Origin of the sequence: Pseudomonas poae RE*1-1-14, from assembly GCF_000336465.1 — a bacterium.
GTDB lineage: Bacteria > Pseudomonadota > Gammaproteobacteria > Pseudomonadales > Pseudomonadaceae > Aquipseudomonas > Aquipseudomonas poae.
In genome coordinates this window covers 1,473,993-1,498,278 of the sequence record NC_020209.1, presented here as the reverse complement: position 1 = coordinate 1,498,278, position 24,286 = coordinate 1,473,993, and the positions used below count along the sequence as shown (strand labels likewise).

Genomic DNA, 24,286 nt, shown 5'->3' with positions numbered 1-24,286 from the left:
GATCGGATCTCTGACTTGAAGCGTCCCCTCCTTCTACTAATAAGTCTGGCCTTGAGCTTTGGTGCGCACGCGACGATAACCGAGAGCCACGGTTACACGCAGTTCGGCACGCTCAAGTACCCGGCCAAATTCACCCATTTCGATTGGGTAAACCCTGCAGCGCCGAAAGGCGGCACCCTGCGGGTGATGGCGTTTGGCACCTTCGATACCCTCAACCCTTACACCTTCAAGGGCTCAAGCCCGGTATCCACACCCAATTTCCTGCAATACGGCGTCAACGAACTGAACGAACCGTTGATGGTCGGCACCGGCCAGTACGCGCCGTCCGGCGACGAGCCCACGTCCAGCTATGGCCTGATTGCGCAGTCGGTGGAATACAGTGAGGACCGCAGTTGGGTGGTGTTCAACCTGCGTCCGCAAGCGCGCTTTCACGATGGCAAACCAATCACCGCCTACGATGTGGCGTTTTCCTATCGCACCCTGCTCACCGAAGGTCACCCGCAATACCGTACCAACCTGCAGGAAGTGGCGCGGGTGGACATTCTCAACCGCCATCGCATCCGATTTGTGTTCAAGCGTGCGGGCAACCCGTTGCTGATCCTGCGCCTGGGCGAACTGCCAGTGCTGCCCCAGCACTACTGGAAGAACCGCGACTTCAAGGCCACCACCTTCGAACCGCCCCTGGGCAGTGGCCCGTACCGCATCAGCAAGGTCATTCCGGGCCGGCAACTGGTGTTCGAGCGGGTCAAGGACTACTGGGGCAAGGACCTGCCGGTCAACCGGGGCTTTTATAACTACAACAAGGTCGAAGTCGAGTTCTACCGCGACAGCGATGTGGCGTTCGAAGCGTTCAAGGCCGGCGAGTTCGACATTTATATCGAGCACCAGGCCAAGAACTGGGCCAATGGCTACAACTTCCCGGCGGTCAACCGTGGCGAAGTGATCAAGGCGCAGATCGCCCACCAGATCCCTACCCAGAGCCAGGGCCTGTTCATGAACACCCGGCGACCCACCTTCAGCCAGACCAAGGTGCGCGAAGCCCTGGGGCTGATGTTCGATTTCGAGTGGACCAACAGTGCCCTGTTCAGCAACGCTTACAAACGTACCCTCAGCTATTACCCCAACAGCGAGTTTGCCGCGACCGACGTACCGGTCGGCCATGAATGGCTGATGCTCTCGCCTTACCGCGACCAGTTACCACCCAATCTGTTGACCCAGCCCTTCAGTCTGCCGCAGACCGACGGGCGCGGTATCCCTCGCGAAACCCTGCGTCGTGCCCTGGGCCTGCTCGGCGAAGCCGGCTGGAAACTGTCGGGCCAGCGTCTGCTGAACAAGGACGGGCAACCGCTGCGCTTCGAGATCCTGCTGGTCAACCCGAACCTGGAGCGCATTCTGCAGCCCTACGTCGAGAACCTGATCAGCATCGGCATCGACGCCCGCCTGCGCACCGTCGATCGCGCGCAATACAAGCAGCGTCTGGATCAGTTCGACTTCGACATGATCCTGATCACGCTCAACCAGACCCTCAGCCCAGGCCTGGAACAGTGGCAGTACTTCCACTCCAGCCAGGCCGCGATCAAGGGCAGCAAGAATTTCGCCGGCATTGCCAACCCGGTGGTCGATCACCTGCTGGACCAACTGCTCGCGGCAAAGACCCGCGAAGAACAACTGGCCGCCGGCCGCGCCCTGGACCGTGTGCTGCTGTGGCAGCATTACAGCATTCCCAACTGGTACCTCAACTATCATCGCCTGGCCTACCGCAACCGGTTCGCCTTTGTCACCACTCCGCCCTACAGCCTGGGCCTGAGTGCGTGGTGGCTGAAAGCTTCGGAGAACGCCCAATGACGTCTTTGCGCAACGCCCTGCTGGGCAGCCTGTTGCTGTGCAGCGCCGCCCAGGCAGCGCCGCAGCATGCGCTGACCCTGTACAACGAGCCACCCAAGTACCCGGCCGATTTCAAGCACACCGATTACGTCAATCCGGACGCGCCCAAAGGCGGCACGTTTCGCGAGTCCAGCCTTACCGGTTTCGACAGCTTCAACCCATTCATCAGCAAAGGCGTGCCCGCCGATAATATCGGCCTGATCTACGACACCCTGGCCACCCAGAGCCTGGATGAGCCCTTCACCGAATACGGCCTGGTGGCCGGCAAGATCGAAAAGGCCCCGGACAACAGTTGGGTGCGCTTCTACCTGCGCCCCGAGGCGCGCTTCCACGACGGCCACCCCATTCGCGCCGAAGACGTGATCTTCAGTTTCCAGACCCTGATCAAGGACGGCACCCCGCTCTATCGCACCTACTACGCCGATGTCGACGAAGTGATCGCCGAAGACCCGTTGCGCGTGCTGTTCAAGTTCAAGCGCACCAACAACCGCGAGCTGCCGCTGATCCTCGGCCAACTGCCGGTGCTGCCCAAACACTGGTGGGCCAGCCGCGATTTCAACAAGGGCAACCTCGAGTTCCCCCTCGGCAGCGGCCCTTATCAAGTGGCTGAAGTGAAAGCCGGGCGTTCCGTGCGCTATGAGCGGGTCAAGGACTACTGGGGCAAGGACCTGCCGATCAACAAGGGCCTGTACAACTTCGACAACCGCATCACCGACTATTACCGCGATGCCACCGTGGCCCTCGAGGCGCTCAAGGCCGGACAGTTCGATTACTGGTCCGAGTTCAGCGCCAAGAACTGGGCGAATGCCTACAACGTACCGGCAGTTACCCAGGGCCGGCTGATCAAGGAAGAAATCCCCAACGGCAACCCCACCGGCATGCAGGGTTTTGTGTTCAATATCCGCAAGCCGATGTTCCAGGACGTGCGGGTGCGCAAGGCCATCAGCCTGTTGCTGGACTTCGAGTGGAGCAACAAACAGCTGTTCAACGGTGCCTACACCCGCACCCGCAGCTATTTTGAGAACTCCGACATGGCCGCCACCGGCCTGCCCGGCCCCGATGAGCTGAACATTCTCGAGCCGTTGCGCGACAAAATCCCGCCCGAGGTATTCACCCAGGCCTTCGAACCGTCCAAAACCGACGGCAGCGGCATGATCCGCGCCCAGCAGCGCGAGGCCTACCAGTTGCTGCAACAGGCCGGCTGGAAGATCGTTGACGACAAGATGGTCGACGCCACCGGCACACCGGTGACCATCGAGTTCCTGCTGGCCCAGACCGAGTTCGAACGTATCCTGCTGCCGTTCAAACGCAACCTGGCGGACCTGGGCATCAACCTGGTGATTCGCCGGGTTGACGTATCCCAGTTCATCACCCGCCTGCGCTCACGGGATTTCGACATGGTAGTGGGCAGCTTCCCGCAGTCTTCCTCGCCGGGTAACGAACAACGCGAGTTCTGGAAGTCCACCAGCGCCGAAAAGCCTGGCAGCCGCAACTACATCGGCCTCAAGGACCCGGCCATCGACCAACTGGTGGAGCAACTGATCGATTCGAACTCGCGCACCAGCCTGATCGCCCACGCCAAGGCCCTGGACCGAGTGCTGCAATTTGGCTACTACGTGATTCCCAACTGGCACATCAAGACCTTCCGCGTGGCCTACTGGAACAACCTCGGCCACCCGAAAGTGTCGCCGCTGTACGACGTCGGCACCGCCACCTGGTGGGCCAAACCCAATGTGCCGCCAGTGACAGCCGCAGGCGCCCAGGCTGACGCCGATCCGGCGAAGGGAGGCGATTGAATGCTGGCCTATATCGTTCGTCGCCTGTTGCTGATCATCCCCACGCTGTTCGGGATTCTGCTGATCAATTTCGTCATCATCCAGGCTGCCCCCGGCGGCCCGGTGGAACAGATGATCGCCAAACTGGAAGGTTTCGAAGGCGCCACCAGCCGCATCGCCGGCGGCGGAGCCGAGGTGGCCGTGGCCGGCTCCAGCTACCGTGGCGCCCAGGGCCTGGACCCGGCGCTGATTCAGGAAATCGAGAAAATGTACGGCTTCGATAAATCGGCGCCGGAACGCTTGTGGATCATGGTCAAGAACTACGCCCGGCTGGATTTTGGCGACAGTTTCTTCCGTGACGCCAAGGTCATCGACCTGATCAAGGAAAAGATGCCGGTGTCCATCTCCCTCGGGTTATGGAGCACGCTGATCATGTACCTGGTGTCGATCCCCCTGGGGATCGCCAAGGCCACGCGACACGGCAGTCATTTCGACGTGTGGACCAGCTCGGCGATCATCGTCGGCTATGCGATCCCGGCGTTCCTGTTCGCCATCCTGCTGATCGTGGTGTTTGCCGGCGGCAGTTACCTGGACTGGTTCCCCCTGCGCGGACTCACCTCCAACAACTTCGACGAACTGAGCGTGAGCGGCAAAATCCTTGATTACTTCTGGCACCTGGCGCTGCCCGTCACCGCGCTGGTGATCGGCAACTTCGCGACCATGACCCTGCTCACCAAGAACAGCTTTCTCGACGAGATCAACAAGCAATATGTGGTCACCGCCAAAGCCAAGGGTCTGACCAACCACCGCGTGCTCTACGGCCATGTGTTCCGCAACGCCATGCTGCTGGTGATCGCCGGCTTCCCCTCGGCGTTCATCGGCATCTTCTTTACCGGCTCGCTGCTGGTGGAAGTGATCTTCTCCCTCGACGGCCTGGGCCTGATGAGTTTTGAAGCAGCCATCAACCGCGATTACCCGGTGGTGTTCGGCACGCTGTTCATCTTCACCCTGCTGGGGCTGGTGGTGAAACTGATCGGCGACCTCACCTACACCCTGGTCGATCCGCGCATCGACTTCGCCAGCCGGGAGCATTGAGATGAACCTGTCCCCCCTCAATCGCCGCCGATTCGAGCGGTTCAAGGCGAACAAGCGTGGCTGGTGGTCGCTGTGGCTGTTCCTGATCCTGTTTGGCCTGAGCCTGGGCGCCGAGCTGATCGCCAATGACAAGCCGCTGGCCGTACATTACGACGGCGACTGGTATTTTCCGGCGCTCAAGCGCTACCCGGAGACCACCTTCGGCGGCGAATTCCCGCTGGAAGCCAACTACAAGAGCCCGTATATCCGCGAACTGCTCAAGGCCAAGGACGCCTGGACCTTGTGGGCACCGATCCCGTTCAGCTACCAGAGCATCAACTACGACCTCAAGGTTCCGGCACCGGCACCGCCGTCCAGCGTCAACCTGCTGGGCACCGATGACCAGGGGCGCGACGTGCTGGCGCGAGTGATCTACGGGTTTCGCGTGTCGGTGCTGTTTGCGCTGACGCTGACCGTGCTCAGCTCCATCATCGGCGTGATCGCCGGGGCGTTGCAGGGTTTCTACGGCGGCTGGGTGGACCTCGCTGGGCAGCGTTTCCTGGAAATATGGTCCGGGCTGCCGGTGCTGTACTTGCTGATCATCCTCGCCAGTTTCGTGCAGCCCAACTTCTGGTGGCTGCTGGGAATCATGCTGCTGTTCTCGTGGATGAGCCTGGTGGACGTGGTGCGCGCCGAGTTCCTGCGCGGGCGCAACCTTGAATACGTGCGCGCGGCCCGGGCACTGGGCATGCAGAACGGCGCAATCATGTTCCGCCATATCCTGCCCAATGCCATGGTCTCCACCATGACGTTCATGCCGTTCATCCTCACCGGTGCCATCGGCACCCTCACCGCCCTGGACTTTCTCGGCTTCGGCCTGCCGGCCGGTTCTCCGTCCCTGGGCGAGCTGGTGGCCCAGGGCAAATCCAACCTGCAGGCGCCGTGGCTGGGCATCAGTGCCTTTGCCGTGCTGGCGATCATGCTGAGTCTGCTGGTGTTTATCGGCGAGTCCGCTCGCGATGCCTTCGACCCGAGGAAATGAGATGAATCAGGACAATCTGATCGAAGTCCGCGACCTCTCCGTCGAGTTCGTCACGGGCGAGCACCACCACCGCGTGGTCAACAACCTCAGCTTCGACATCAAGCGCGGCGAAACCCTCGCGCTGGTCGGCGAAAGCGGGTCCGGCAAATCGGTCACCGCCCATTCGATCCTGCGCCTGCTGCCCTACCCGCTGGCGCGGCACCCGAGCGGCACCATCGGCTACGCCGGGCAAGACCTGCTGACGCTCAAGGAAAAGACCCTGCGACATATTCGCGGCAACCGCATCGCGATGATCTTCCAGGAGCCGATGACCTCATTGAACCCGCTGCACAGCATCGAAAAGCAGATCAACGAAGTGCTCGGCCTGCACAAGGGCCTCACCGGCAAGGTCGCCACCCGGCGAACCCTTGAACTGCTCGAACTGGTGGGCATTCCCGAGCCACACAAGCGCCTCAAGGCCCTGCCTCACGAACTGTCAGGCGGCCAGCGCCAGCGCGTGATGATCGCCATGGCACTGGCCAACGAGCCGGAACTGCTGATCGCCGACGAGCCGACTACCGCCCTTGACGTCACCGTGCAACTGAAAATTCTGGAGCTGCTCAAGGAATTGCAGGCGCGGCTGGGCATGGCGCTGCTGTTGATCAGCCACGACTTGAACCTGGTGCGCCGTATTGCCCACAGGGTGTGCGTGATGCAACAGGGTTGCATCGTTGAACAGGCCGACTGCGAGACCTTGTTCCAGTCGCCCCAACACCCCTACACCCAGGAACTGCTGGCGGCGGAGCCCAGCGGTGGGCCGGCCACCAATGAAGTTGGGCCGCCATTACTGGAAGTCGACGACCTGAAGGTCTGGTTCCCGATCAAGAAGGGCTTTTTGCGTAACACGGTTGATTACGTCAAGGCGGTGGACGGCATCAACTTCAGCCTGCCCCAAGGCCAGACCCTGGGCATCGTCGGCGAGAGCGGTTCGGGTAAATCCACCCTTGGCCTGGCGATCCTGCGGCTGATCGCGAGCAAGGGCGGTATTCGTTTCGAGGGTCAGCCACTGGATCAACTCACTCAGCAACAGGTGCGGCCATTGCGTCGCGAGATGCAGGTGGTGTTCCAGGACCCGTTCGGCAGCTTGAGCCCGCGGATGTGCGTCAGTGAAATCGTCGGTGAAGGCCTGCGCATTCACAAGATGGGTACAGCCGCCGAGCAGGAAGCGGCAATTATTGCGGCGCTCAAGGAAGTGGGGCTGGACCCGCAGTCGCGGCACCGCTACCCCCACGAGTTTTCCGGCGGGCAACGCCAGCGTATTGCGATTGCACGGGCGCTGGTGCTCAAGCCCAGGCTGATTTTGCTGGACGAGCCGACTTCAGCCCTGGATCGCACGGTGCAGCGCCAGGTGGTGGAGTTGCTGCGCGGGTTGCAGGCCAAGTACAACCTGACCTACCTGTTCATCAGCCATGATCTGGCGGTGGTCAAGGCATTGAGTCATCAACTGATGGTGGTGAAACAGGGGCAAGTGGTGGAACAGGGCGATGCGGCGGCGATCTTTGCTGATCCGCAGCATGGGTATACCCGTCAGTTGCTGGAGGCCGCTTTTCTGGTGCCTGCTGCAAGGGTGTGACTTCGGTATTCATCACCAAATAAATGAACTTTCTGCTCTGGATCAATCCCTAATCCTGCCTAATCGTTATCATCGGTGACGCTTTCCGGCACGGTGGCCTACTCAACCACCGTCGCCTGAGAGGAAGTCATGCACCGCAGAGGTAAGCTCGGGATGCAACATAAACTGTCAAACAACCTGCAACCATTGCTGTTCAAAGCCTTGCTGTGGCTGGGCGGGGTCGCCCTGCTGTTCGCGATCAAGGACGTCGTCGAGATATTTTCAGACGAACCGGTCGCCGGAACCTGGGTGGACCTGACGTTGGTACTGACGGCCTACCTGATGTTTTTTCTGTTGCAGCCGATCAGTTCCAGAATCGATCGTCGTCTGCGCAAACGCGCCCGACGCAACCTGCAGACCGACCTCTGAGACCTTGCAAAGGAGCACGCCCTTGTCCGAACCCGGCGATAACCATCAACTGGCGCTGGATCGCTTCCTGAGCGATCACCCGGAACTTGCAACCGAACTGGACACCCTGAACCCGCTCGCTGCCCAAGCCAAGGGGGAAACCCCAGCCAAATACCGCGCCGAGCGCCTGAACGAAGCCTTTGAAGCCGAAGCTGAGCGTCAGGGCCTGTTCGCCTGGGAGTTGACGCTCAAACTCACCGCCGATTCGCCCGAAACTTTCGCCGCCCAGCGCCTTGAAGTGCACAAGGAAGTCGCGCAAATGGCCGGCCTGAGTTGGGCTGAATATTGCGAGCTGTATGAGGTCGCCGAGTAATCCATCGCTAGGCAAGCCAGCGCCATGAGCGGCCAGCCAGCGCCTCGCGCACTTCGGCGACCGTGATCGTTCGCTGCGCCGGGTCCATCGCCAGCGCCGTGCGCAAGGCTGGCCAGCAATGGCGCGGCAGCTGGCGGGGTCGGTTGAGCACATGAGTGGGATTGCGCTCGCCCGGACGCCGCCCTTGTGCCATCTGATACAACACGCATGCTGCGCCATAAACATCTGCCGACGCTGACAGCTCTGCCCCCTCCAACAGCTCTGGCGCGACATAAGCAGGCGTCCAGGCGCTGATGCGATGACGGTCCATACCGGGCAGCCCTGTCATTGCCTGCGACTGGCCCAGGCCGAAATCGAACAGACGTATCCCCGCCTCCCCCACCATGACATTGCCCGGCTTCACGTCACCATGCAGCACGCCCTGCCCATGGGCATAAGCCAATGCGTCCAGCAGTTGCAGGGCCATTGGCTGCCACTCGTGCCAGCCGAAGCCGGCGGGACGCTCCAGCAGGAGTCGATCCAGGGTCATGCCGTGCATCAATTCCATGGTGAAAAACGCCAACTGCCGGCGGGTGTCGACATCGAAGCCGAACATGCGCACCACCCCCGGGTGCAAAAGGCTGCGTGTCAGGGAGAACTCGCTGTACAGCAGCACATGGGCATCCGGGCATTCGGAAAAACACTCGCCGAGTACTTTCAACGCAACGCTGGACCGAGGTTCACCGAACTGCTCATGCAACAGGTCGCGGGCGCGGTAGACCACGCCCATACCTCCGATGCCCAGCACGCGCTCGAGCTGATAGCGACCCGCGAGCAGGTCGCCGGGGCACAGAGGCGCTGTCATCGCTGGATTACCACGGCCGTGAGGTCGTCCCGCGCCGCGCCGCGCAATACCGACTCAAACACGCGATCCAGCATGTGTTGCGGCGTATCCAGGCTCAGTGCCCGGCCCAGTTCGCCATGGTCGAGTGTCTGGTAGACACCGTCGCTGCACAGCAGAAATACATCGCCAGGGCATGTACCGAGTTCCAGCACCTCAAGATGCAAGCGCTCGTGCGCGCCAACCGCACGGGTCAGGGCCCTGGCATCCGGCTGGGCGCCGGCCTGCTGCGCGTTCATCCGGTGCTCTTCCATCAGTTGCCGCATCCGCGAATGATCCCGGGACAGTTGGTAAAGACTCTGCCCACGCCACAGATAGCAGCGGCTGTCCCCCGCCCAGACACATGCCGCGCGATCACCTTCCAGCAGCAGGGCTACAACGGTGCTGCCAATAACGTCCTGCGGACCCTGCGCCGTATTTAGCAGTTGCCGGTTGACCTCTTGCAGGCAGCGCCGGACAGCGCCCACGCGCTGATCAAGGTCGCCATGGCCAGCCATTGACGCCAGGCTGCTCACCACAGACTGGCTGGCCACGTCCCCGGCGCGATGTCCCCCCATGCCGTCCGCGACCGCCCAGCACCCCCGCTCGGGGCAGTCGAGCAATGCGTCCTCATTGCGTGAACGATCCTTGCCGCGTCGCGTATGACCGGCACTGCGCCAGCGCGCAGCTGCCTGGCTCACAGTTGCTCCGGCAACCGGAAGGTGCGCCAGTCCGCCATCTGGAACGGGCTGGGCGTGCGCTGACTGGTCAACAGGTAATTGGCGCGCAAGCCTGCGAGGTCGGACTTCAGCAATTGCGCATCCCGACCGCTTGCGGGCTCGCTTTGCATCAGGTCAAACAGCCTGAACACCGACCAGGCCCCGGCATTCTTCTCGATACCCAACGGCCGCTCGGCGCCCCGCTCCAGTACCAAGCTGCTGCGACCATTGTCACTCTCCACAGGCCACTGGAACACCATGGGGACGATGGGCCCATGGCGATACTCCAACTGCTGAGTGCCCAGGCGCAGAATCGCGCGATTGACCGCCTGATCCAGGCTGTAGGGCGCCAGACTGAAGCGCACCGACAACTCGCCCTGCTCACTGAAAAAACTGCGCCGGATGAGTTGCACCTTGCTCAGTTGATCCAGCAGCGAGCGCGACACAGGCAAACTGCGACCGTCGATGCCCCGCAAACGGTGTCGGCTGCCATCAGCGCTGATAAAAGGCCGCAGGTAAGTCTCCTGGAACCTTGCCAGCACGCCCTGGGGCCCGAAGAATTCCTGAAAGTCACTGAGAGCGACATCGCTACCCGCGCTGGCATTGAACGGGTACCGCTGGCGAATGGCCTTGGCGTAAACGCTGTACACCTCACTCTGATAACGCTGGTTCACGTGTACGTAGGCCTCCTCCAGCAGGCGTTGCCAGGTGTCATCCGCAATCGCGCCGAACCACGTGGACAGCGGCAGTGGCAGCCGGGCGGCGCTTTCGCGCAAATCACCAAGCAGGTCCTGTTGGCCATCCATGCGGCGCTTGACCCTGTTGAACACCGCCTGCTCCGACGAACTTTCCCGAGTCAGCGTCCCCAGTTGCAACTGCAACTGATCGGACAGTTGCAACACATGGCTCACCGCAGTGCCAGGGTTGTGCTGCTCATCGAGCAACTGGTGCAAGGGCTCAAAACGTCGTTGCAATGCGCGTCGAGCGGTATCCGCCTGGGTAAGCCCCTGCAATGGGCTGGTCAACATCGCGCCTGCCGCCTCGACCTTCGCGCCGAGCGCCCCGACCTGAGCGGCGACCTCACCAAGGCGCTCGCTCGCGGGCGACAACCGGGTATTTTCCCTGACCTGTTGCAACATCTGCACCAGTGGCGACTGCGCCGATGTGAGGCTGGCAAATTGCTCGGCAGCGCTTTTGAGGCTATCGATCTCCTGTAGCCGAATACGCCCCAGCGCCTCGCTCCAGACGTCGGCGTACTCGCTGAAGTAGCGTTGTTCCAGTTCGAGCATCAGCCGGCGCAGGTCCATGGCGCTGAGGTCGCTCGCCTCACCGAGTACCCAGTTATCCTGAGCGATGGCGTTCACCAGGCGCGCACCCTGCGCCTCGAAATACTGCCAGTATTTTTTGCTGTAGAACCCCGGTATTGGCTGATCGATCGCAGCGAACACACTGCCCTCGGCAAGCCGCAAAGGCTCCAGATTGCGCGCCTGCTCTCGCAGCGTCCGATAAACCACATCGGTCAGGGACTCACCGCGCAAGGCCTGGCGCGCCTGTGCCACCAGATCATCGTCAAGCGGCGCCACGAAGTCTTGCCCCAGCAAGCTTGCCAGGTGCAGGTTCAAGCGCTTCTGCGCCGAACCATCGGCGGCGTGGCGTGCAGACCATAGCGCGGCCATATGCTGCGCCAGCCACGGGTTGTCACGACGTTGCGGCAGCGCCAGCATCAGGTAGGCGCGCAGGTTGTCCAGCAAGCGCTCACGGTCACCGAGAGTGTTACGCACCTGCTCTTCAAGCAACGCAGCCACGCGGGGCAATAATTGCCGTTGCAGGGATTGCGCGTAGGCATCGATCAGCGTCGGCCGGCTCGCCGCGCCCTGATACAGCCCAGCACGCTCCACCCAACCGACCTCCTGCGCTGGAGGAAAAACCCCGGTTGCCGCAAGGCGCGCGTCCAATAGCGGCAACGCCTCCAGCGTACCGTCCGTCACCGGTGGTTCTACGGTCAGTGCCTGCAACTGCGTCAGACGCTGCTGATTGAGCGTGTAACTGTTTGCCCACAACCCTCCCGCCGCACCGATAACCAGCGACGCGGCCAGCGCCCCTGCCCACTGGCGCCGGCGAATGCGCCGTTGCTCCTGGCCCTGGAGAACGGCCAGACCGGCCTCGGCAAAAATCACCCGGTTGAACAGGCCCTGAATAAAACCGGCACGCGGCTCGGCAGCGCTGGTCAGGTAGAAGCCGCGCAACCCATTGATGCGCTGGTAGCGATGCGCGGAAAACCCCAATTCGATAAACGCACACAGGCGCTCGCCCAGTTGCGCAGCGTGCTGGGCAAAATCCAGCATCGGCCCGCGATGCTGCAGGTTACGCTGCTGATGCAGACGCGGGATCAGCTCACCACTCAAGCGCTGCAACAAGGCTTCGAACGCTTTGCGCACCTGAGCTATCTCGACCCCCGCCGCGTTTTCAACCAGGCGCTCCCCCAGTACCGCTGCGGCAGCATCACCTTGAGTTGAATCGAAATATTCGGCAAAACCCGTCAGTCGGTCGGCCTGGGTCAGGACCAGATACACAGGCAAGTCCACACGCAGGGTTCGCTGGATGTCCTGCAGCCGCGTATGCACATGCCGCGCGTGATGGTCCAGATCGTGATCATTCAGGCCGAGCAGCGCTTCCACCGACAGGGTCACCACGACGCCATTGAGCGGGCGTGCATGCCGGCGTGTCCTCAGCAGTCGCAACAGCGTCGTCCAGCCCGCCGCGTCCACCGTCCGGTCGGCCTGGGTCAGGTAGCGGCCGGCGGTGTCGACCAGTACCGCGTTGTCGGCAAAATACCAATCGCAATAAGGCGTCTGCCCGGTCGACGTCGGCTCGAGCCGGTCGAGCGGAAATTGCAGGCCACTGGCGGCCAGCAGACGCGTCTTGCCACTTTGCGGCGCGCCGATCAGCAGGTACCAGGGCAAATCGTCACGCCAGCGCTGGCTGCGCTCGCCATATCGGCTGGAGGTCTTCAGGGTGTGCAATGCTTCCTTGAAGCGACCTCGCACCTGTTTCTGCTCGTTTTCAATGCGCTCGTATTGCGTCTGGTCGGCCTGGTGCTCAGGCGTTCGAAGGCGCGCTGCACGCCGCGCGCCGGCCACCACCATGGCCAGCCCCCAAAGCAGAAACAACACGCTGATGGTCAACAGGCGAGCGGTCGACGACGCCCAGAACCGGTAATCATCCACCGCCAGCAAAGGCCCCACGAACCAGATCAACAGTGCGCCTGAAAGCGCCAGCAGCAGGCTCCACACCCATATTTGAGCCAGCACCGCGCTCGCGTTCCTTACGAATGCGTTCATTCATTGCTCCAGCGTTACAGGGGCGTCCGAGTCAGGTCCGGCGCCGAATATTGAAAGGGTTGCAGCACCTTCGTGCGCTCGGTGGCCAACATCCAGGCAAAACCCGAGTACATTGCCAGCAGGCTGAGCAGGCACACTGCCCCCGCCCAGGGTGCGGAGATCAGCACCCGCCTTTTGCGGCGTACCGGCTCCGTTGTCGACGGCAAAACCAGCACCGGAGGCGGGTCTCCCCTGACCTGTCGGATCTGTCGATACACACCGTCGCGTACCGCTTCAAGCTGCACCACGCCGCGCTCCATCACCCGGTATTTGCCCTCGAAGCCCAACGACAGGCACAGGTACAGCAGTTCAAGCAATGCGAGGTGCTTGAGCGGATCGCGGGACAGTCGCTCCAGCAACTGGAAGACCTTTTCGCCCCCGAAGGTTTCGTTATGAAAGCGACTGAGCAGGCTCATCTTTGACCAGTCTCCGGCGGTGCCCCATGAGGTGGTGACCACGGCTTCGTCCAGCACACTGCAGATCACATAGCGCGCCGACATGACCGCGGCGTGATCCACGCCTTCATGCAGGGCGCGTGTCTCGAACTGCGTAATCCCAGCCGACAGCCGTTCATTGAGGGTATGCAAACTCTCGCGGCCGACGCTGGCACTGAGCCGATGCGGCTGCGACAGCAGTTCCCACGCTGCGGACAACAAGGGATTGAGCCCTGCATTGAACATCTGCAGACCCTGCGCCTGAGCGGCGTAGATCATCCGGTCTTCCAGTTGTTCGAAACGCGGCGGCGTGGGGAAATCCGTCATCGGCCCCTGGACTGGTCCCAGACCGTCGCGGTCGAGCAGGACGGTTTTCTCGTCCTGAGGATAATCACTGTCCCTGTTCATGATGTTCAGTTCCTGATAGCCCAGAAGTTGAGTTCGAGCGCGGTAAACTCGCCGCCGACATGGAAGGCAAACCCACCTGACTGCTCCAGTTGCGTGATATCCCGAGCAGTGAGCTCGAGCATGAAATAGGTTTTTCCGGCATGAAACGGCAGTTGGCGCGGCGCCACCGGCAACGGCTTGACCTTGATGCCAGCCAGGTGCAGGTTGACCAGCTCGCGTATACGCTCCACTGGTCCAACCTTGAGGTGGGCCGGCAATCGCTGGCGCAGTTGCTCCGAGTCACAGTGCGCGCTGGCCGCTAGCACGAAGGTCGCGCTGCCCAGCAACTTGAGGTCGCGCACCGGGCAGACCAGCACGCCGTACTGGCGCGGATGCAACACCAGTTCCATGGCATGCTGCTCCAGCACCATGGATAGCGCGGTTCGCAGCCCGTCCATCAAGCCACGAAAACTGGCGCCCTGGTCGTGGTGTCGATAAAGCACGTCCCACTGCGCCCGTCGGGTGTCATGGGCAAAGGTCGACAATTCACCGAGGATGCCCAGCAACTCTCGGTACAGCGCTTGCGGACGAACCTGGGCCTGACTCAGGTAATGACGCAGTACCAGTTCGCCCCGATTGATCAACTGCAGCATCAGAAAGTCCGCAATGTGCGTCCCCGAAGCCGCACCATTGCCCTGAACGCGCTCGGCAATGGCGTCCCCGCGACAAGCCAGCAGACTGATCACTTCCTTGAGACACGCGCCCACATAACCCGAGCCCTGGAGGTAGATGAAGGTGGGTACGAAATCCGCATCCAGGCTCACGCCGTCGTCCTTCGTGGCGTCCAGTACCTGAGCGACCTGAAGCGTCACGAAGGTCTGGTCGCTGTGCTGCTCGCCCAGCAACAGACGCAGATCCGGGCGTCCACAGCTGATCTGGCAGCGCGAGTCGCTCCCCGCATTCGAATCGCCGACCTCCGTGGTGGAGCTGACATAGCGAGCCACCACATCGACCTGCTCGGGTTTACGGGCTTCGATCTGATTGCCGATCGCCAACGGTAATGCCAGGTAGATACCCTGTCTGCCGGCGTTGGCCGGCACCTGCAGCACCAGCGGTTCCATGGCGCTGCTCAGCTCGAACAGGCTGCCGTCGGGCAGCACGCCACTGGCCTGGGTCACGACAAACTTGCCCAGCTTGAGGTACTGCACATCCACTTCAAGGCTGAGAAACCCCCAGGCATCACTGCCCAACAAACGGGTGCGATTGAGTTGCTGGTTGTAATAGCGGTCCTGATGCTGCAGGTGCTGGGGCCGCAACAGCATGCCTTCCTGCCAGATGACATTATGAGCCTGCATGTCAATTCTCCAGCGCATCGGCGGACAGGTTGGCCAGACGTATGCCGTCCTCGTCCAGCATCAGGTCGGCGCGGGTCAGTCGGCCAGGCGTCACGGGCACTAACAACCGCCACTGCACGTGAGGCAAGTCGCGATAGGCTGCGAGCACTCCCACATAGCGACTGTGCGGCCCGACGCTGAGCTTGAGCGCCAGGCGTTCGCCGGGGCGCATTTCCAGTTCCTCGCCGCTTACCCAGTCCTTGGGCAGCGTCTGCTCGGCACGCCCATACAGGCTGAAGAAGTCCGCGTTTTCGAACGCTGCGGGGTGGCGCAGCTCGATCAGTTGCATGACCACCGGAGAGGGACGACCGTGCAGATCGGGATTGACCCGCTCATTGGCCGTCACTGTCAGGTCAACTTTGGTCAGGGTCGAAAAAGGCGACAGTGCGCTGCACCCGGCCAACACGCCGAGTAACACCAGCATTGATACAAGGTTGGCTCTGTACATGCATATCATCCCGGGCAAGCCGCATGAAGGGTGGAAATCAGGCGAACCTGCTCTTCGTAGGCATTGGCAAAGTCATTGCCCAACAGGCGCTCGCTCAACGGTTCTTCCTCGATCAGGCGTTGATAATGGCGTTGGTAGGCGCGCCAGTGCGCCCCGTCGGCATTGAACCAGGGAGCTTTTTCCTGGCGCTCGAAGCACAACATCAAGTGGCTGGGCGCGAATACCCGGTACCCATTGCGCAGTGCGGTGCGACACGCTGTCAGCAGGGCTACCTGATGGGATTGCAGATCCCGGTGGGCCTGGACCAGGGCGGCCTCGGCCGGCAATTGCCCCCACTCGTTCATACCCAGCAACGCCGCCAATGCCGCTTTACCGTCGGAGCAATGGCGCAGGGGGTTGGCACTGCGCAGGCGGGCTTCGGAAGGCGCAAGGTTCGATTCGTTTTTCAGCTCGTCGCAGGTGCGCAGGCTTTGCTGCAAGCCCTCGATACCCTGCTTGAGCAAACTGGCGACTTTGATTGCCAACGCCTCGCGCCGTGGGGTGTCGACACCGTTGAGGTCAAGTCCGAGTGCCGCCGAAAACTGCGCCCAGAACGACGCGTGCAAAGCCGGTGTCCTTTCGAGATCTTCAAGCGGTGGTCCATCAGGAACAGGCTCGACCCGGCGTGGCAGGCTCATATAGTCCCTGTCTGGCGCTTGCTGATAAACCCGTTGCGCGGGTTCGTCGCTGGTAGCGAGGATGTCGTCCGGTGGCAGCGAGGCCTGATCCATTGCCCGGCTCGGATCCAGCCCCAGGAAAGCATCGTCGGGAATCTGCCCACCCGCCGCGCGCTGCAGTTCGCCCTGCGGGGCCGGTGATGCGACCAGCCGCGCCCGAATGAACAGTGCGCCCAGCTGGAATACATCGCCATCTTCGACCAGGCGTGCCTGCCCTTTGCACAGCCGCTCACCGCTGCCCGCCACACAGATTCCATTGCTGCTGATGTCGGTCAGAAAATACTGACCTTCGCGAAAACTCACCAACCCATGGTGACTGGACAGCAGCCGACTGGAGTCGGCAATGACCCAATCGCAACCGGCGCCACGCCCAATCACGCCACCGGCCTCGGTGAACAGTTTAGGGGCCATAGACGCGGGATCTGCGCCTGCGCTTTCATACACTTCAAACATCAGTTGCATGGTCACACCTCCCTTTGCTGGCCACGCGTGCCGGCCTGCGGATCGCCCAGCGGACGGTAATCGGCATCGTCAAACACGTAGTTGGCGTTGCAGCCGCTGAGCAAGCACAGCGCAAGCACCAGGACCTGCCACGGACGATCAAGCATCAGGTATCTCCCAGAAAGTGACGCGGCGCGGCCCGAGTAGAAAGGGCGCCGGAAATACGAAAAAATAGTCAGCATTCACCCTTGGCCTCGCCGCAAGGAATATTCAAACGAGCGAGGCGGTAGAGCAGCGTGCGCCGCGCCACCCCCAACTCACGCGCGGTGCGGGTGCGGTTGCCGCGATTCCTGTGCAGGCAATCGATCAGCACCGTGCGCTCAACACGCTCCAGACGCTTGCGCAACGTGGTGTCCACGACAGTGACCGGGCTGGGGGCCAACGCGAGGTGAACCGGCAGGATCACGTCTTCGTCACACATCAGCACGGCACGCTCCACCAAGCATTTGAGTTCGCGCACATTGCCGGGGAAGTCATGATTCGTCAGTTGGTCCAGGGCGTCACTGGACCAGCCGACGGCCTCCCTTCCAAGTGCCACGCAGGCCTTTTCCGCGAAATGTCGGGCGAGCAACAGCATGTCGCCGTCTCGGTCACGCAGCGCCGGCAGCTCGATCGGAAATTGTGCCAACCGGTAATACAGATCCTCACGGAAACTGCCTTCGGCGACCATTGCCGCCAGATCGCGGTGCGTAGCGGCAATGATTCGCACGTCGACCTTGTGCGAGGCAACGGCCCCCAGCGGTCGAATCTCGCCCTCCTGCAACACACGCAGCAACTTGGCCTGCAACGACAGCGGCATATCGCCGATTTCATCCAACAGCAACGTGCCGCCATCGGCGGCGTCGAATAACCCCGCGTAGTCACGCAGCGCACCGGTGAACGCACCTTTGCGATAACCGAACAGTTCGCTCTCCAGCAGCCCCTCTGGAAACGCCGCACAGTTCTGCACCACAAAGGCTTTGTGACTTCTTTGGCCTGCGGCGTGGATGGCGCGCGCCGCGACTTCCTTGCCGGTGCCGGTTTCGCCACGCAACAGCACCGTATAGGGCGTGCGCAAAACCTTGCTGATCAGGCGACAAGTCGCCTCCATCGCCGTGCTGATGCCAATCAGGCCGAACGCTCCCGCCAGCGAAGCGCCAGACTTCAGCACGCTCACCTCAGGCGCGATGCGCGATGCCTTGGCCAGTTGCCCCAAGGCAAAACTGCCCAATTGCGCCAATGACGCTACATAGCCCTGCAACGCGACCGGACGCTGACTGGCACACAGCAGGACGCCGCTGACGGTGTCGCCGGGGCCACGCAATGGGATACCGCAAAGGGAGCGCCAGGATGTGGTCGCCTCGGGTAAAAAACCGCAGTCGTACACACACCGGCTCAGGTCATCCAAAGTGATGGTTTGCCCCTGGGCCAGGACGTATTGCAACAGTTGCTCATCCTGCGCTCCGTGGCCCAAAGCCGGGTCGCTCGTCATCCAGCCTCCGTGCAAATGCTGGGCAATCAGCGCGAGCCTGCCGGTAGCCTGATCAAGCCGGTACAACTGGCAGAGTTCGCACTGGCTCAGTTGTGCAACGCCAGCCACGCAAAGGTTTGCCAAGGTCTTTTCATCAGCCCCACGGCCGAGCCGGCAGAACCAGCCCATCAAGGTTTCGGCGTAGACCAGGGGCTGTGGCAATCGAGTAAACATCTCATCGGTCATTGGCTGAACTCACACGCCGGCCGGCCGGTACTGTCCAGCGACGCATGGGCCAACGAGAGAGACTCGCCCGCGGCCGTTGCCGCGAGCAGGCGGTCCACGATCTGTGGCAGCAGGTCGGTCTCGATCCATTGATCGATGTAGCGTGCGCCGCTGTCACCATGGGCACAGCGTTGGGCCATGTGCGCAAGCAATTGCGGCGTATAGGTGAACGCCAGCTTGCGCCGGGCCAGCCGCTGCCCGAGACGGTCGAGCTTGAGCCTGACCACCTCACCCAGCACCTCAGCGGAAATCGGGTAATAGGGCACCACGCGCATCCGCGCCAGCAATGCGGGCTTGAACCAGGCGCGCAACGACGGAAGAATCGCCTCGTGCAAAACCTCGAGCTTGGGGCGCTGGCCATCGGCACACAAGGCGCTGATGCTGTCGCTGCCGAGGTTGGAGGTCATCAGGATCAGGGTGTTGCGAAAGTCGATCTCACGACCTTCACCATCATTGGCCAGGCCCTTGTCGAACACCTGGTAGAACAGGTTCAGCACCTGGGGGTCAGCCTTCTCCACCTCGTCGAGCAATACCACCGAATACGGGCGCTGACGTACCGCTTCGGTGAGGACGCCGCCTTCGCCATAGCCGACATAACCGGGCGGTGCACCGATCAATCGGGACAGTGAATGTTGCTCCTGGTATTCCGACATATTGAGAGTGGTGACAAACCGTCGGCCGCCGTACAGCAGGTCCGCCAGCGCCAGTGCCGTTTCGGTCTTGCCCACGCCGCTCGGTCCGACCAGCAGAAACACACCCACCGGCGCATCAGGCTCGTTCAGCCCTGCCGCCATGGCGCGCAGGCAACGGTCGAGCGCCTGCACCGCGTGATCCTGGCCAAGAATGCGTGCGCGCAGCGCATCGGCAAAACCCAGGACCTTGTCGCTGTGTTCAAGCACCAGTTGCTCGGCGGGAATGCCGGTCCATGCGCTGATGACCTGAGCCACCAGGCGTGGGCAAACCTCGGGCTGTTCGGGTGATTGCTCACGTTGTGCAAGCCAGGTCTGTTCCAGCGCCTGGTGCTCGCACTCAACAGCCTTGAGCCGCGATTGCAGTGCTTGCAGCACGGATCCGTCGACGGGCAAACCGGCATCAGCGTCGCGGCGCAACGCATGCTGGTGCTGACGGCCTTCGGCCAGTTCGGCGCTTGCACGCTGCAACGTTTCAGGGGGCACGGCCAGATGTGTACGCGCCCGTGCACAGGCGGTGTCCAATACATCCACCGCTTTGTCCGGTAGCTGCCGCCCCGCCAGGTAACGCGCGCTCATGTGTGCCGCCGCGACGACGGCATCGTCGCGTACGTATACACCGTGGCTGGCCTCGTAGACTGGGACCAGCCCGCGCAGGATAGAGACGGCTTGCTCGACACCGGGCTCGCCCACCCGTATCGGTTGAAAGCGTCGCGCCAGCGCCGGGTCTTTCTCGATATATTTTTTGTATTCCGACCACGTGGTGGCGGCGATGGTACGCAGCTCGCCACGGGCCAGAGCTGGCTTGAGCAGGTTCGCCGAGTCGGACGCACCGCCCTGCCCGCCCGTGCCCACCAGAGTATGGGCCTCATCGATAAACAGGATCACTCGCTGGGGCGACGCGTTGACCTCGTCGATCACCCCCTTGAGGCGGCGCTCGAACTCACCCTTGATCCCCGCCCCTGCTTGCAACAGGCCCAGATCCAGAGTGAGTACGCGCACCTGCTGAAGCGACGGCGGCACCCGAGATGCGACGACTTGCAGGGCAAAGCCTTCGACAATTGCGGTTTTCCCAACACCGGCCTCTCCGATCAGAATCGGGTTGTTCTTGCGCCGGCGGGTAAGGATGTCGACCAACTGTCGAATTTCGGCATCACGACACAGCACCGGGTCAATCAGACCTTCACGTGCCTGGTGTGTGAGGTCATGGGTGAAGCGCTGCAACAACGAGTCCGCTGCCGGGGTATGCGCCTGCGGCGGATTGCTTTGCAGAAAGCTGCGCACGCGCTCGATATCCAGACGACTCAGCACCTTCTGGTACGCGCTGCCCGCATGTTCCAGAGGATGACGCAGCAGCGCCAGCAACAAGGCGCCCTGATCGACCTCCGGCTGCCCCAATTCGACGTGCGCAACCATCAGTCCCTGTTGCAACCAGTGGACCAGCGTCGTCGCGAAAACCGGGTTGCGGGTTGCACTGTGTTCGCTCTTTGGATAAAGCGTCGACTCGAGTTCCGACAATTGCACGCCCGCATCCGCCAGAGCCTGCACCAGTAAGCCGTCGGCGTGTTCCAGCAACGCCAGCAGCAGGTCCTCCACCAGCACCTCGCGACCACCGCGTGCAACACAGCGCTCGGCTGATCGCTCGAGGTCGTATCGGGTCTGCGCGGCCAGGGTGCGGATAAGTTGTTGCAGATCTACATTGATCATAATCATCGATCCCTAATCAGAGTGGCCGGCGAGCGTGAGCGCTCCATCAGCACGTTCATGGGCCAGCCAGCTGGTCCAGCCAAGGCGACAGACATTGCGCTCGCCGATGTGCAGCGCGCGTATTTCGCCCTCTGCCAGTACCAGGCGCAGGTCGAACGCAAGCGGCGCGCGTGCCGTTAGCTGCACCAGGGAACACAAGGGCAGGAACGCCTTTCCGGTGGGCAGAAACGCGTGAAAGCGCTGCCAGCTGAGCTCCATCAGGTGCACCTTGAACTTGCCGCAGCGATCCGCTACTTGCTGCCCCAGCACCAGGTCGTGGCCGAGCGCATGGTGGATAACGCCCAGCCGGTTGCGCTGCTGCCGGTCGATGCAGACACGGCGCTCCACCCACTGCTCGATGAACACCCGGCTGTGCTTGAAGTAGTGGCGCAACACTGTCTCGATCATCGACGCCGAATGTGCCCGCAGACCCAACAAGCCCAGGTAAGGCAGCAGGCGTCGGCAATCCAGACGTGCCGCTGAGCGAACTTCCCGGCTTCCCAGGCCGATCAGGGCGAACATCTGTGCCGAAAAACCATCGCTGGCCCCGTTTCGAAAGCGCGCTCGATAGCGGTACTTGCGCCAGATCGGCAACATCAGCCGTTGCAGGCGATGGTGAAAGACGTTCAGGAAGTCTCGTGTGACGTTGACCCCCATGGGTTCTGCACACGCCTGCTCGCCATAGAACGCCGGCAGCGGCGAACCCGCGCCAAACAGCCCCAGGACATTGAGGCGCAACCGCGCGCGTAATTGACCCTGTTCCACAAAAAACTCCACTTGGTCTATGTCATGCCCCGGAAAGCCAAGACTGGGATTGGCCTGGAATTCCAGTTGGTCATACAACGCATCCTCGTCCAGCAACGGATGAGCCTCACGCAGGCGTTCGATCACCAGAAGCACCGCCTGGAACAGCGAATATTCGCGAACGCACCGCGACAGTTCAGTTAAAGCAAGGGCTGCAGGCCCAAACGGGGTGGCCATAGGTACACATCTCCTTGTGTGCTGATAACGCGCAGTTCGTGGTACGAATTGAGATTGACGTACAGGGCAAAAAACTCGTTGAGCACGGAGGCAAAGACAAAGACGTCGCCTTGCCCGAGGAAGCCTTGGGGATCGATCGTAAGGTCCACCCGCACCCCGCGAAGCGGTAGGCCGTGGTGCAAGCGGTCGACCGCTTTGTGGCTGACGGCCTGCAGTGCGCCGAGCCTCTTCAGGCTGACCTGCTGCGCTTGCCGGCCGTGGTAACGCGGCAGGTCATAGGTTTCGAGAATCACTTTCAAAGCGTTGATATCGGTCAGCGACAGATAGTTGAGCGACAGGTTACTGATCAGTCGCCACAGGAAATCCTGGTCCAGAGGCGGCGCGAAACTCGCGGTAGGCACCGTGATATTGCCAAACGTCAGGAATTCCGGAGTGTGCTCGCCAGGTTGGTTGATCTCACCAATGGCCAGTTGCTGCGCAAGGTTCTGGTTGGTGCACGTCAGCTCGATCGAGAGTGTTTCCTGCTCACCTCTGTGGCTGCTACCGAATGCCATCCAGGTGTCGAGCCCGGCATGCTGCCCAGATGGGCGCTGACGAATGCTGAAGCTGGGCGGCGCAGTTGATGCCCCGGCATCGGCGTCATGCTCGAAGGACTCGAACGGCACAAACGCCCGGTGGCCAAGCCCGCCTGGGCGCCAACCCGTCACGCGATCCACGCAAAAGACGCCTGCGTGGCCCCGGGTGTATTCACCAGGCACGAGCAGGTATTCATCCTGCTTGCCGTCCAGGCGGATCGGCACCGCGTCATGGTTGAACAGGTTGACGATGGGCGTGCAATACAGCTTTACGTTATCCAGCCCAGGCCACTGGGGTTCATGCGCCTGGATACGCAGTTCGAAGCGCATCACCATGCCGCGCACCTGTTTGAGCTGCGCGTGGGGAACCCCGTGCAGGGCGTCGAGGCCAGCGACATCGACGAACAAGTACTTGTCGGGAAAGGCAAAGTACTCCTGCAGATGGCGATAGCCACTGAAGGTATTGGGCGGATAAGGGATCAATGCCTGGTCTTCGCCGAACCCGACCGGCTGTACCTGGCTGGCAGCCAGCCGCAGCGACGTCGGCTGTCCATCAGGACCGTCAACGGAGCGTCCATTTTCGTCCAGCAGCAACAGCTCAATGCCTTCAAGATGACGTAGCAGGCTCAAATAAAGACCCTGGCTGACATAACGATCGCCTGCCAGGTGCAAGCGCAGAGGCTCGAACACCAATTCGGTGAAATTGCCAGGCGCACTCATGTCCAGGTGCAGATCCAGCAAAGCGCGCTCACCCTGGAATACGTAGTCCACACGATTGAGTTGCAACGGCATCACCTGGGTGAGATAGCAGGTGCGAAAACGGCAACGCTCGCCATTGATCGCCACGCTTTCCACTGCGGTATCGCGCTCCACCCGGATAGCCGGCCCCGCACGTTTGAGCGGGTCGAACTGCAGGATGCTGAACGAGGGCAACGGCCGCATGTAGTTGGGCCACAGCAATTGCATCAGCGAATGGGTCAGCTCCGGCAACTCGTCATCGAGCTTCTGACGCAAGCGCCCAGTGAGAAACGCGAAACCTTCCAGTAACCGCTCCACATCCGGGTCCTGCCCGCCTGTGGCCAGGAACGGTGCCAACGCCGGATTACGCTCCGAGAAACGTCGCCCAAGCTGACGCAGGGCGCTGAGTTCACTCTGGTAATAGCGATTAAAGGTCATCCGGCGCGACCTCCACCTGCCCGCCGCCGCCCAGGTGCGCGCTGAAAGCCACGGCCCGGGCCTCACCGTCAATCACAAGCATCGCTGCTATGGAAAATGCCAGGACCAGGGGATCGCGGTCACGCGGCAGCGCCCTGACACGAACATTCGTCAGGCGTGGTTCGTAGGCCTGGATAAAGCGCTCGATCGAGAGGCGCGACTGGCTCAAGGACTCATGCAGGCTCTGGCGCATGTCATTGAGATCCGGCAGGCCATAATCGCCTGCAGTCTGGACACTGCCGGCGCGCGTGCTGAGCATTTTCCCCAAGTGGGCAGCCACCGAGGCCATGCCGCCCGACCGAGCGGATGTGTGGCCTTCGAGGCGCTCGAAAAGGCTGTGGTGACAGGTCATCCCCGGGT

General features: G+C 61.8%; 20 protein-coding genes. 7 read left to right on the top strand and 13 right to left on the bottom strand.

The features are described from left to right. The first annotated feature begins 15 nt into the window (after window positions 1–15). From H045_RS06890 to H045_RS06860, 7 genes are all read left to right on the top strand, one after another. The gene (locus H045_RS06890; protein WP_015371840.1) at window positions 16–1,845 is read left to right on the top strand and encodes an extracellular solute-binding protein; all 1,830 of its coding nucleotides are present in this window, start codon (window positions 16–18) and stop codon (window positions 1,843–1,845) included. Then, window positions 1,842–3,680, top strand: coding sequence for an extracellular solute-binding protein (locus H045_RS06885; RefSeq protein WP_015371839.1), 1,839 nt, complete (start codon window positions 1,842–1,844; stop codon window positions 3,678–3,680). The genes H045_RS06890 and H045_RS06885 overlap by 4 nt, the downstream gene beginning before the upstream one ends. Further along, a complete protein-coding gene (locus H045_RS06880; RefSeq protein ID WP_003235509.1) occupies window positions 3,681–4,754 on the top strand; it encodes a microcin C ABC transporter permease YejB in 1,074 nt (357 codons plus the stop codon). 1 nt (window position 4,755) lies between these two features. Then, window positions 4,756–5,775 (top strand): ABC transporter permease, encoded by a 1,020-nt coding sequence (locus H045_RS06875; protein ID WP_003235508.1) that lies wholly within the window; start codon window positions 4,756–4,758, stop codon window positions 5,773–5,775. 1 nt (window position 5,776) lies between these two features. After that, window positions 5,777–7,387 (top strand): ABC transporter ATP-binding protein, encoded by a 1,611-nt coding sequence (locus tag H045_RS06870; protein WP_003235505.1) that lies wholly within the window; start codon window positions 5,777–5,779, stop codon window positions 7,385–7,387. Between the two features lie 153 nt (window positions 7,388–7,540). Continuing rightward, complete coding sequence (locus H045_RS06865; protein ID WP_015371838.1) at window positions 7,541–7,795, top strand: hypothetical protein; 255 nt, start codon at window positions 7,541–7,543, stop codon at window positions 7,793–7,795. 22 nt (window positions 7,796–7,817) lie between these two features. After that, a complete protein-coding gene (locus H045_RS06860) occupies window positions 7,818–8,147 on the top strand; it encodes a DUF6388 family protein (RefSeq protein ID WP_003235501.1) in 330 nt (109 codons plus the stop codon). 7 nt (window positions 8,148–8,154) lie between these two features. Here the strand turns inward: H045_RS06860 and H045_RS06855 are convergent, their stop codons facing one another. The 13 genes from H045_RS06855 to tssE form a co-directional block, all read right to left on the bottom strand. Continuing rightward, a complete protein-coding gene (locus H045_RS06855) occupies window positions 8,155–8,991 on the bottom strand; it encodes a serine/threonine-protein kinase (protein WP_015371837.1) in 837 nt (278 codons plus the stop codon). Then, entirely contained in the window at window positions 8,988–9,707 is a 720-nt protein-coding gene (locus H045_RS06850) for a PP2C family protein-serine/threonine phosphatase (protein WP_015371836.1), read from the bottom strand. The genes H045_RS06855 and H045_RS06850 overlap by 4 nt, the downstream gene beginning before the upstream one ends. After that, entirely contained in the window at window positions 9,704–13,066 is a 3,363-nt protein-coding gene (gene tssM / locus H045_RS06845; protein WP_041931454.1) for a type VI secretion system membrane subunit TssM, read from the bottom strand. The genes H045_RS06850 and tssM overlap by 4 nt, the downstream gene beginning before the upstream one ends. Before the next feature lie 14 nt (window positions 13,067–13,080). Next, window positions 13,081–13,947 (bottom strand): type IVB secretion system protein IcmH/DotU, encoded by an 867-nt coding sequence (gene icmH, locus H045_RS06840; RefSeq protein ID WP_015371834.1) that lies wholly within the window; start codon window positions 13,945–13,947, stop codon window positions 13,081–13,083. Window positions 13,948–13,952: 5 nt separating this feature from the next. After that, the gene (gene tssK, locus H045_RS06835) at window positions 13,953–15,281 is read right to left on the bottom strand and encodes a type VI secretion system baseplate subunit TssK (protein WP_015371833.1); all 1,329 of its coding nucleotides are present in this window, start codon (window positions 15,279–15,281) and stop codon (window positions 13,953–13,955) included. A gap of 1 nt (window position 15,282) precedes the next feature. After that, complete coding sequence (gene tssJ, locus H045_RS06830; RefSeq protein WP_041931453.1) at window positions 15,283–15,768, bottom strand: type VI secretion system lipoprotein TssJ; 486 nt, start codon at window positions 15,766–15,768, stop codon at window positions 15,283–15,285. A 5-nt stretch (window positions 15,769–15,773) separates the two neighbouring features. After that, window positions 15,774–16,946, bottom strand: coding sequence for a type VI secretion system-associated FHA domain protein TagH (tagH, locus tag H045_RS06825; protein ID WP_015371831.1), 1,173 nt, complete (start codon window positions 16,944–16,946; stop codon window positions 15,774–15,776). Between the two features lie 2 nt (window positions 16,947–16,948). Continuing rightward, the gene (locus tag H045_RS06820) at window positions 16,949–17,092 is read right to left on the bottom strand and encodes a hypothetical protein (protein ID WP_003235485.1); all 144 of its coding nucleotides are present in this window, start codon (window positions 17,090–17,092) and stop codon (window positions 16,949–16,951) included. Window positions 17,093–17,160: 68 nt separating this feature from the next. Further along, window positions 17,161–18,681 carry a sigma-54-dependent Fis family transcriptional regulator gene (locus H045_RS06815; protein ID WP_015371830.1) on the bottom strand — a complete coding sequence of 507 codons (1,521 nt, stop codon included), beginning with the start codon at window positions 18,679–18,681 and terminating at the stop codon, window positions 17,161–17,163. After that, window positions 18,678–21,116 (bottom strand): AAA family ATPase, encoded by a 2,439-nt coding sequence (locus tag H045_RS06810; protein WP_015371829.1) that lies wholly within the window; start codon window positions 21,114–21,116, stop codon window positions 18,678–18,680. The genes H045_RS06815 and H045_RS06810 overlap by 4 nt, the downstream gene beginning before the upstream one ends. A 12-nt stretch (window positions 21,117–21,128) precedes the next feature. Next, the gene (gene tssG / locus H045_RS06805) at window positions 21,129–22,136 is read right to left on the bottom strand and encodes a type VI secretion system baseplate subunit TssG (protein ID WP_015371828.1); all 1,008 of its coding nucleotides are present in this window, start codon (window positions 22,134–22,136) and stop codon (window positions 21,129–21,131) included. Beyond that, window positions 22,100–23,887 carry a type VI secretion system baseplate subunit TssF gene (gene tssF / locus H045_RS06800; protein ID WP_015371827.1) on the bottom strand — a complete coding sequence of 596 codons (1,788 nt, stop codon included), beginning with the start codon at window positions 23,885–23,887 and terminating at the stop codon, window positions 22,100–22,102. The genes tssG and tssF overlap by 37 nt, the downstream gene beginning before the upstream one ends. Then, window positions 23,877–24,278: a type VI secretion system baseplate subunit TssE gene (gene tssE, locus H045_RS06795; protein ID WP_015371826.1), complete on the bottom strand. Its 402-nt coding sequence runs from the start codon at window positions 24,276–24,278 to the stop codon at window positions 23,877–23,879. The genes tssF and tssE overlap by 11 nt, the downstream gene beginning before the upstream one ends. Window positions 24,279–24,286 lie beyond the last annotated feature (8 nt).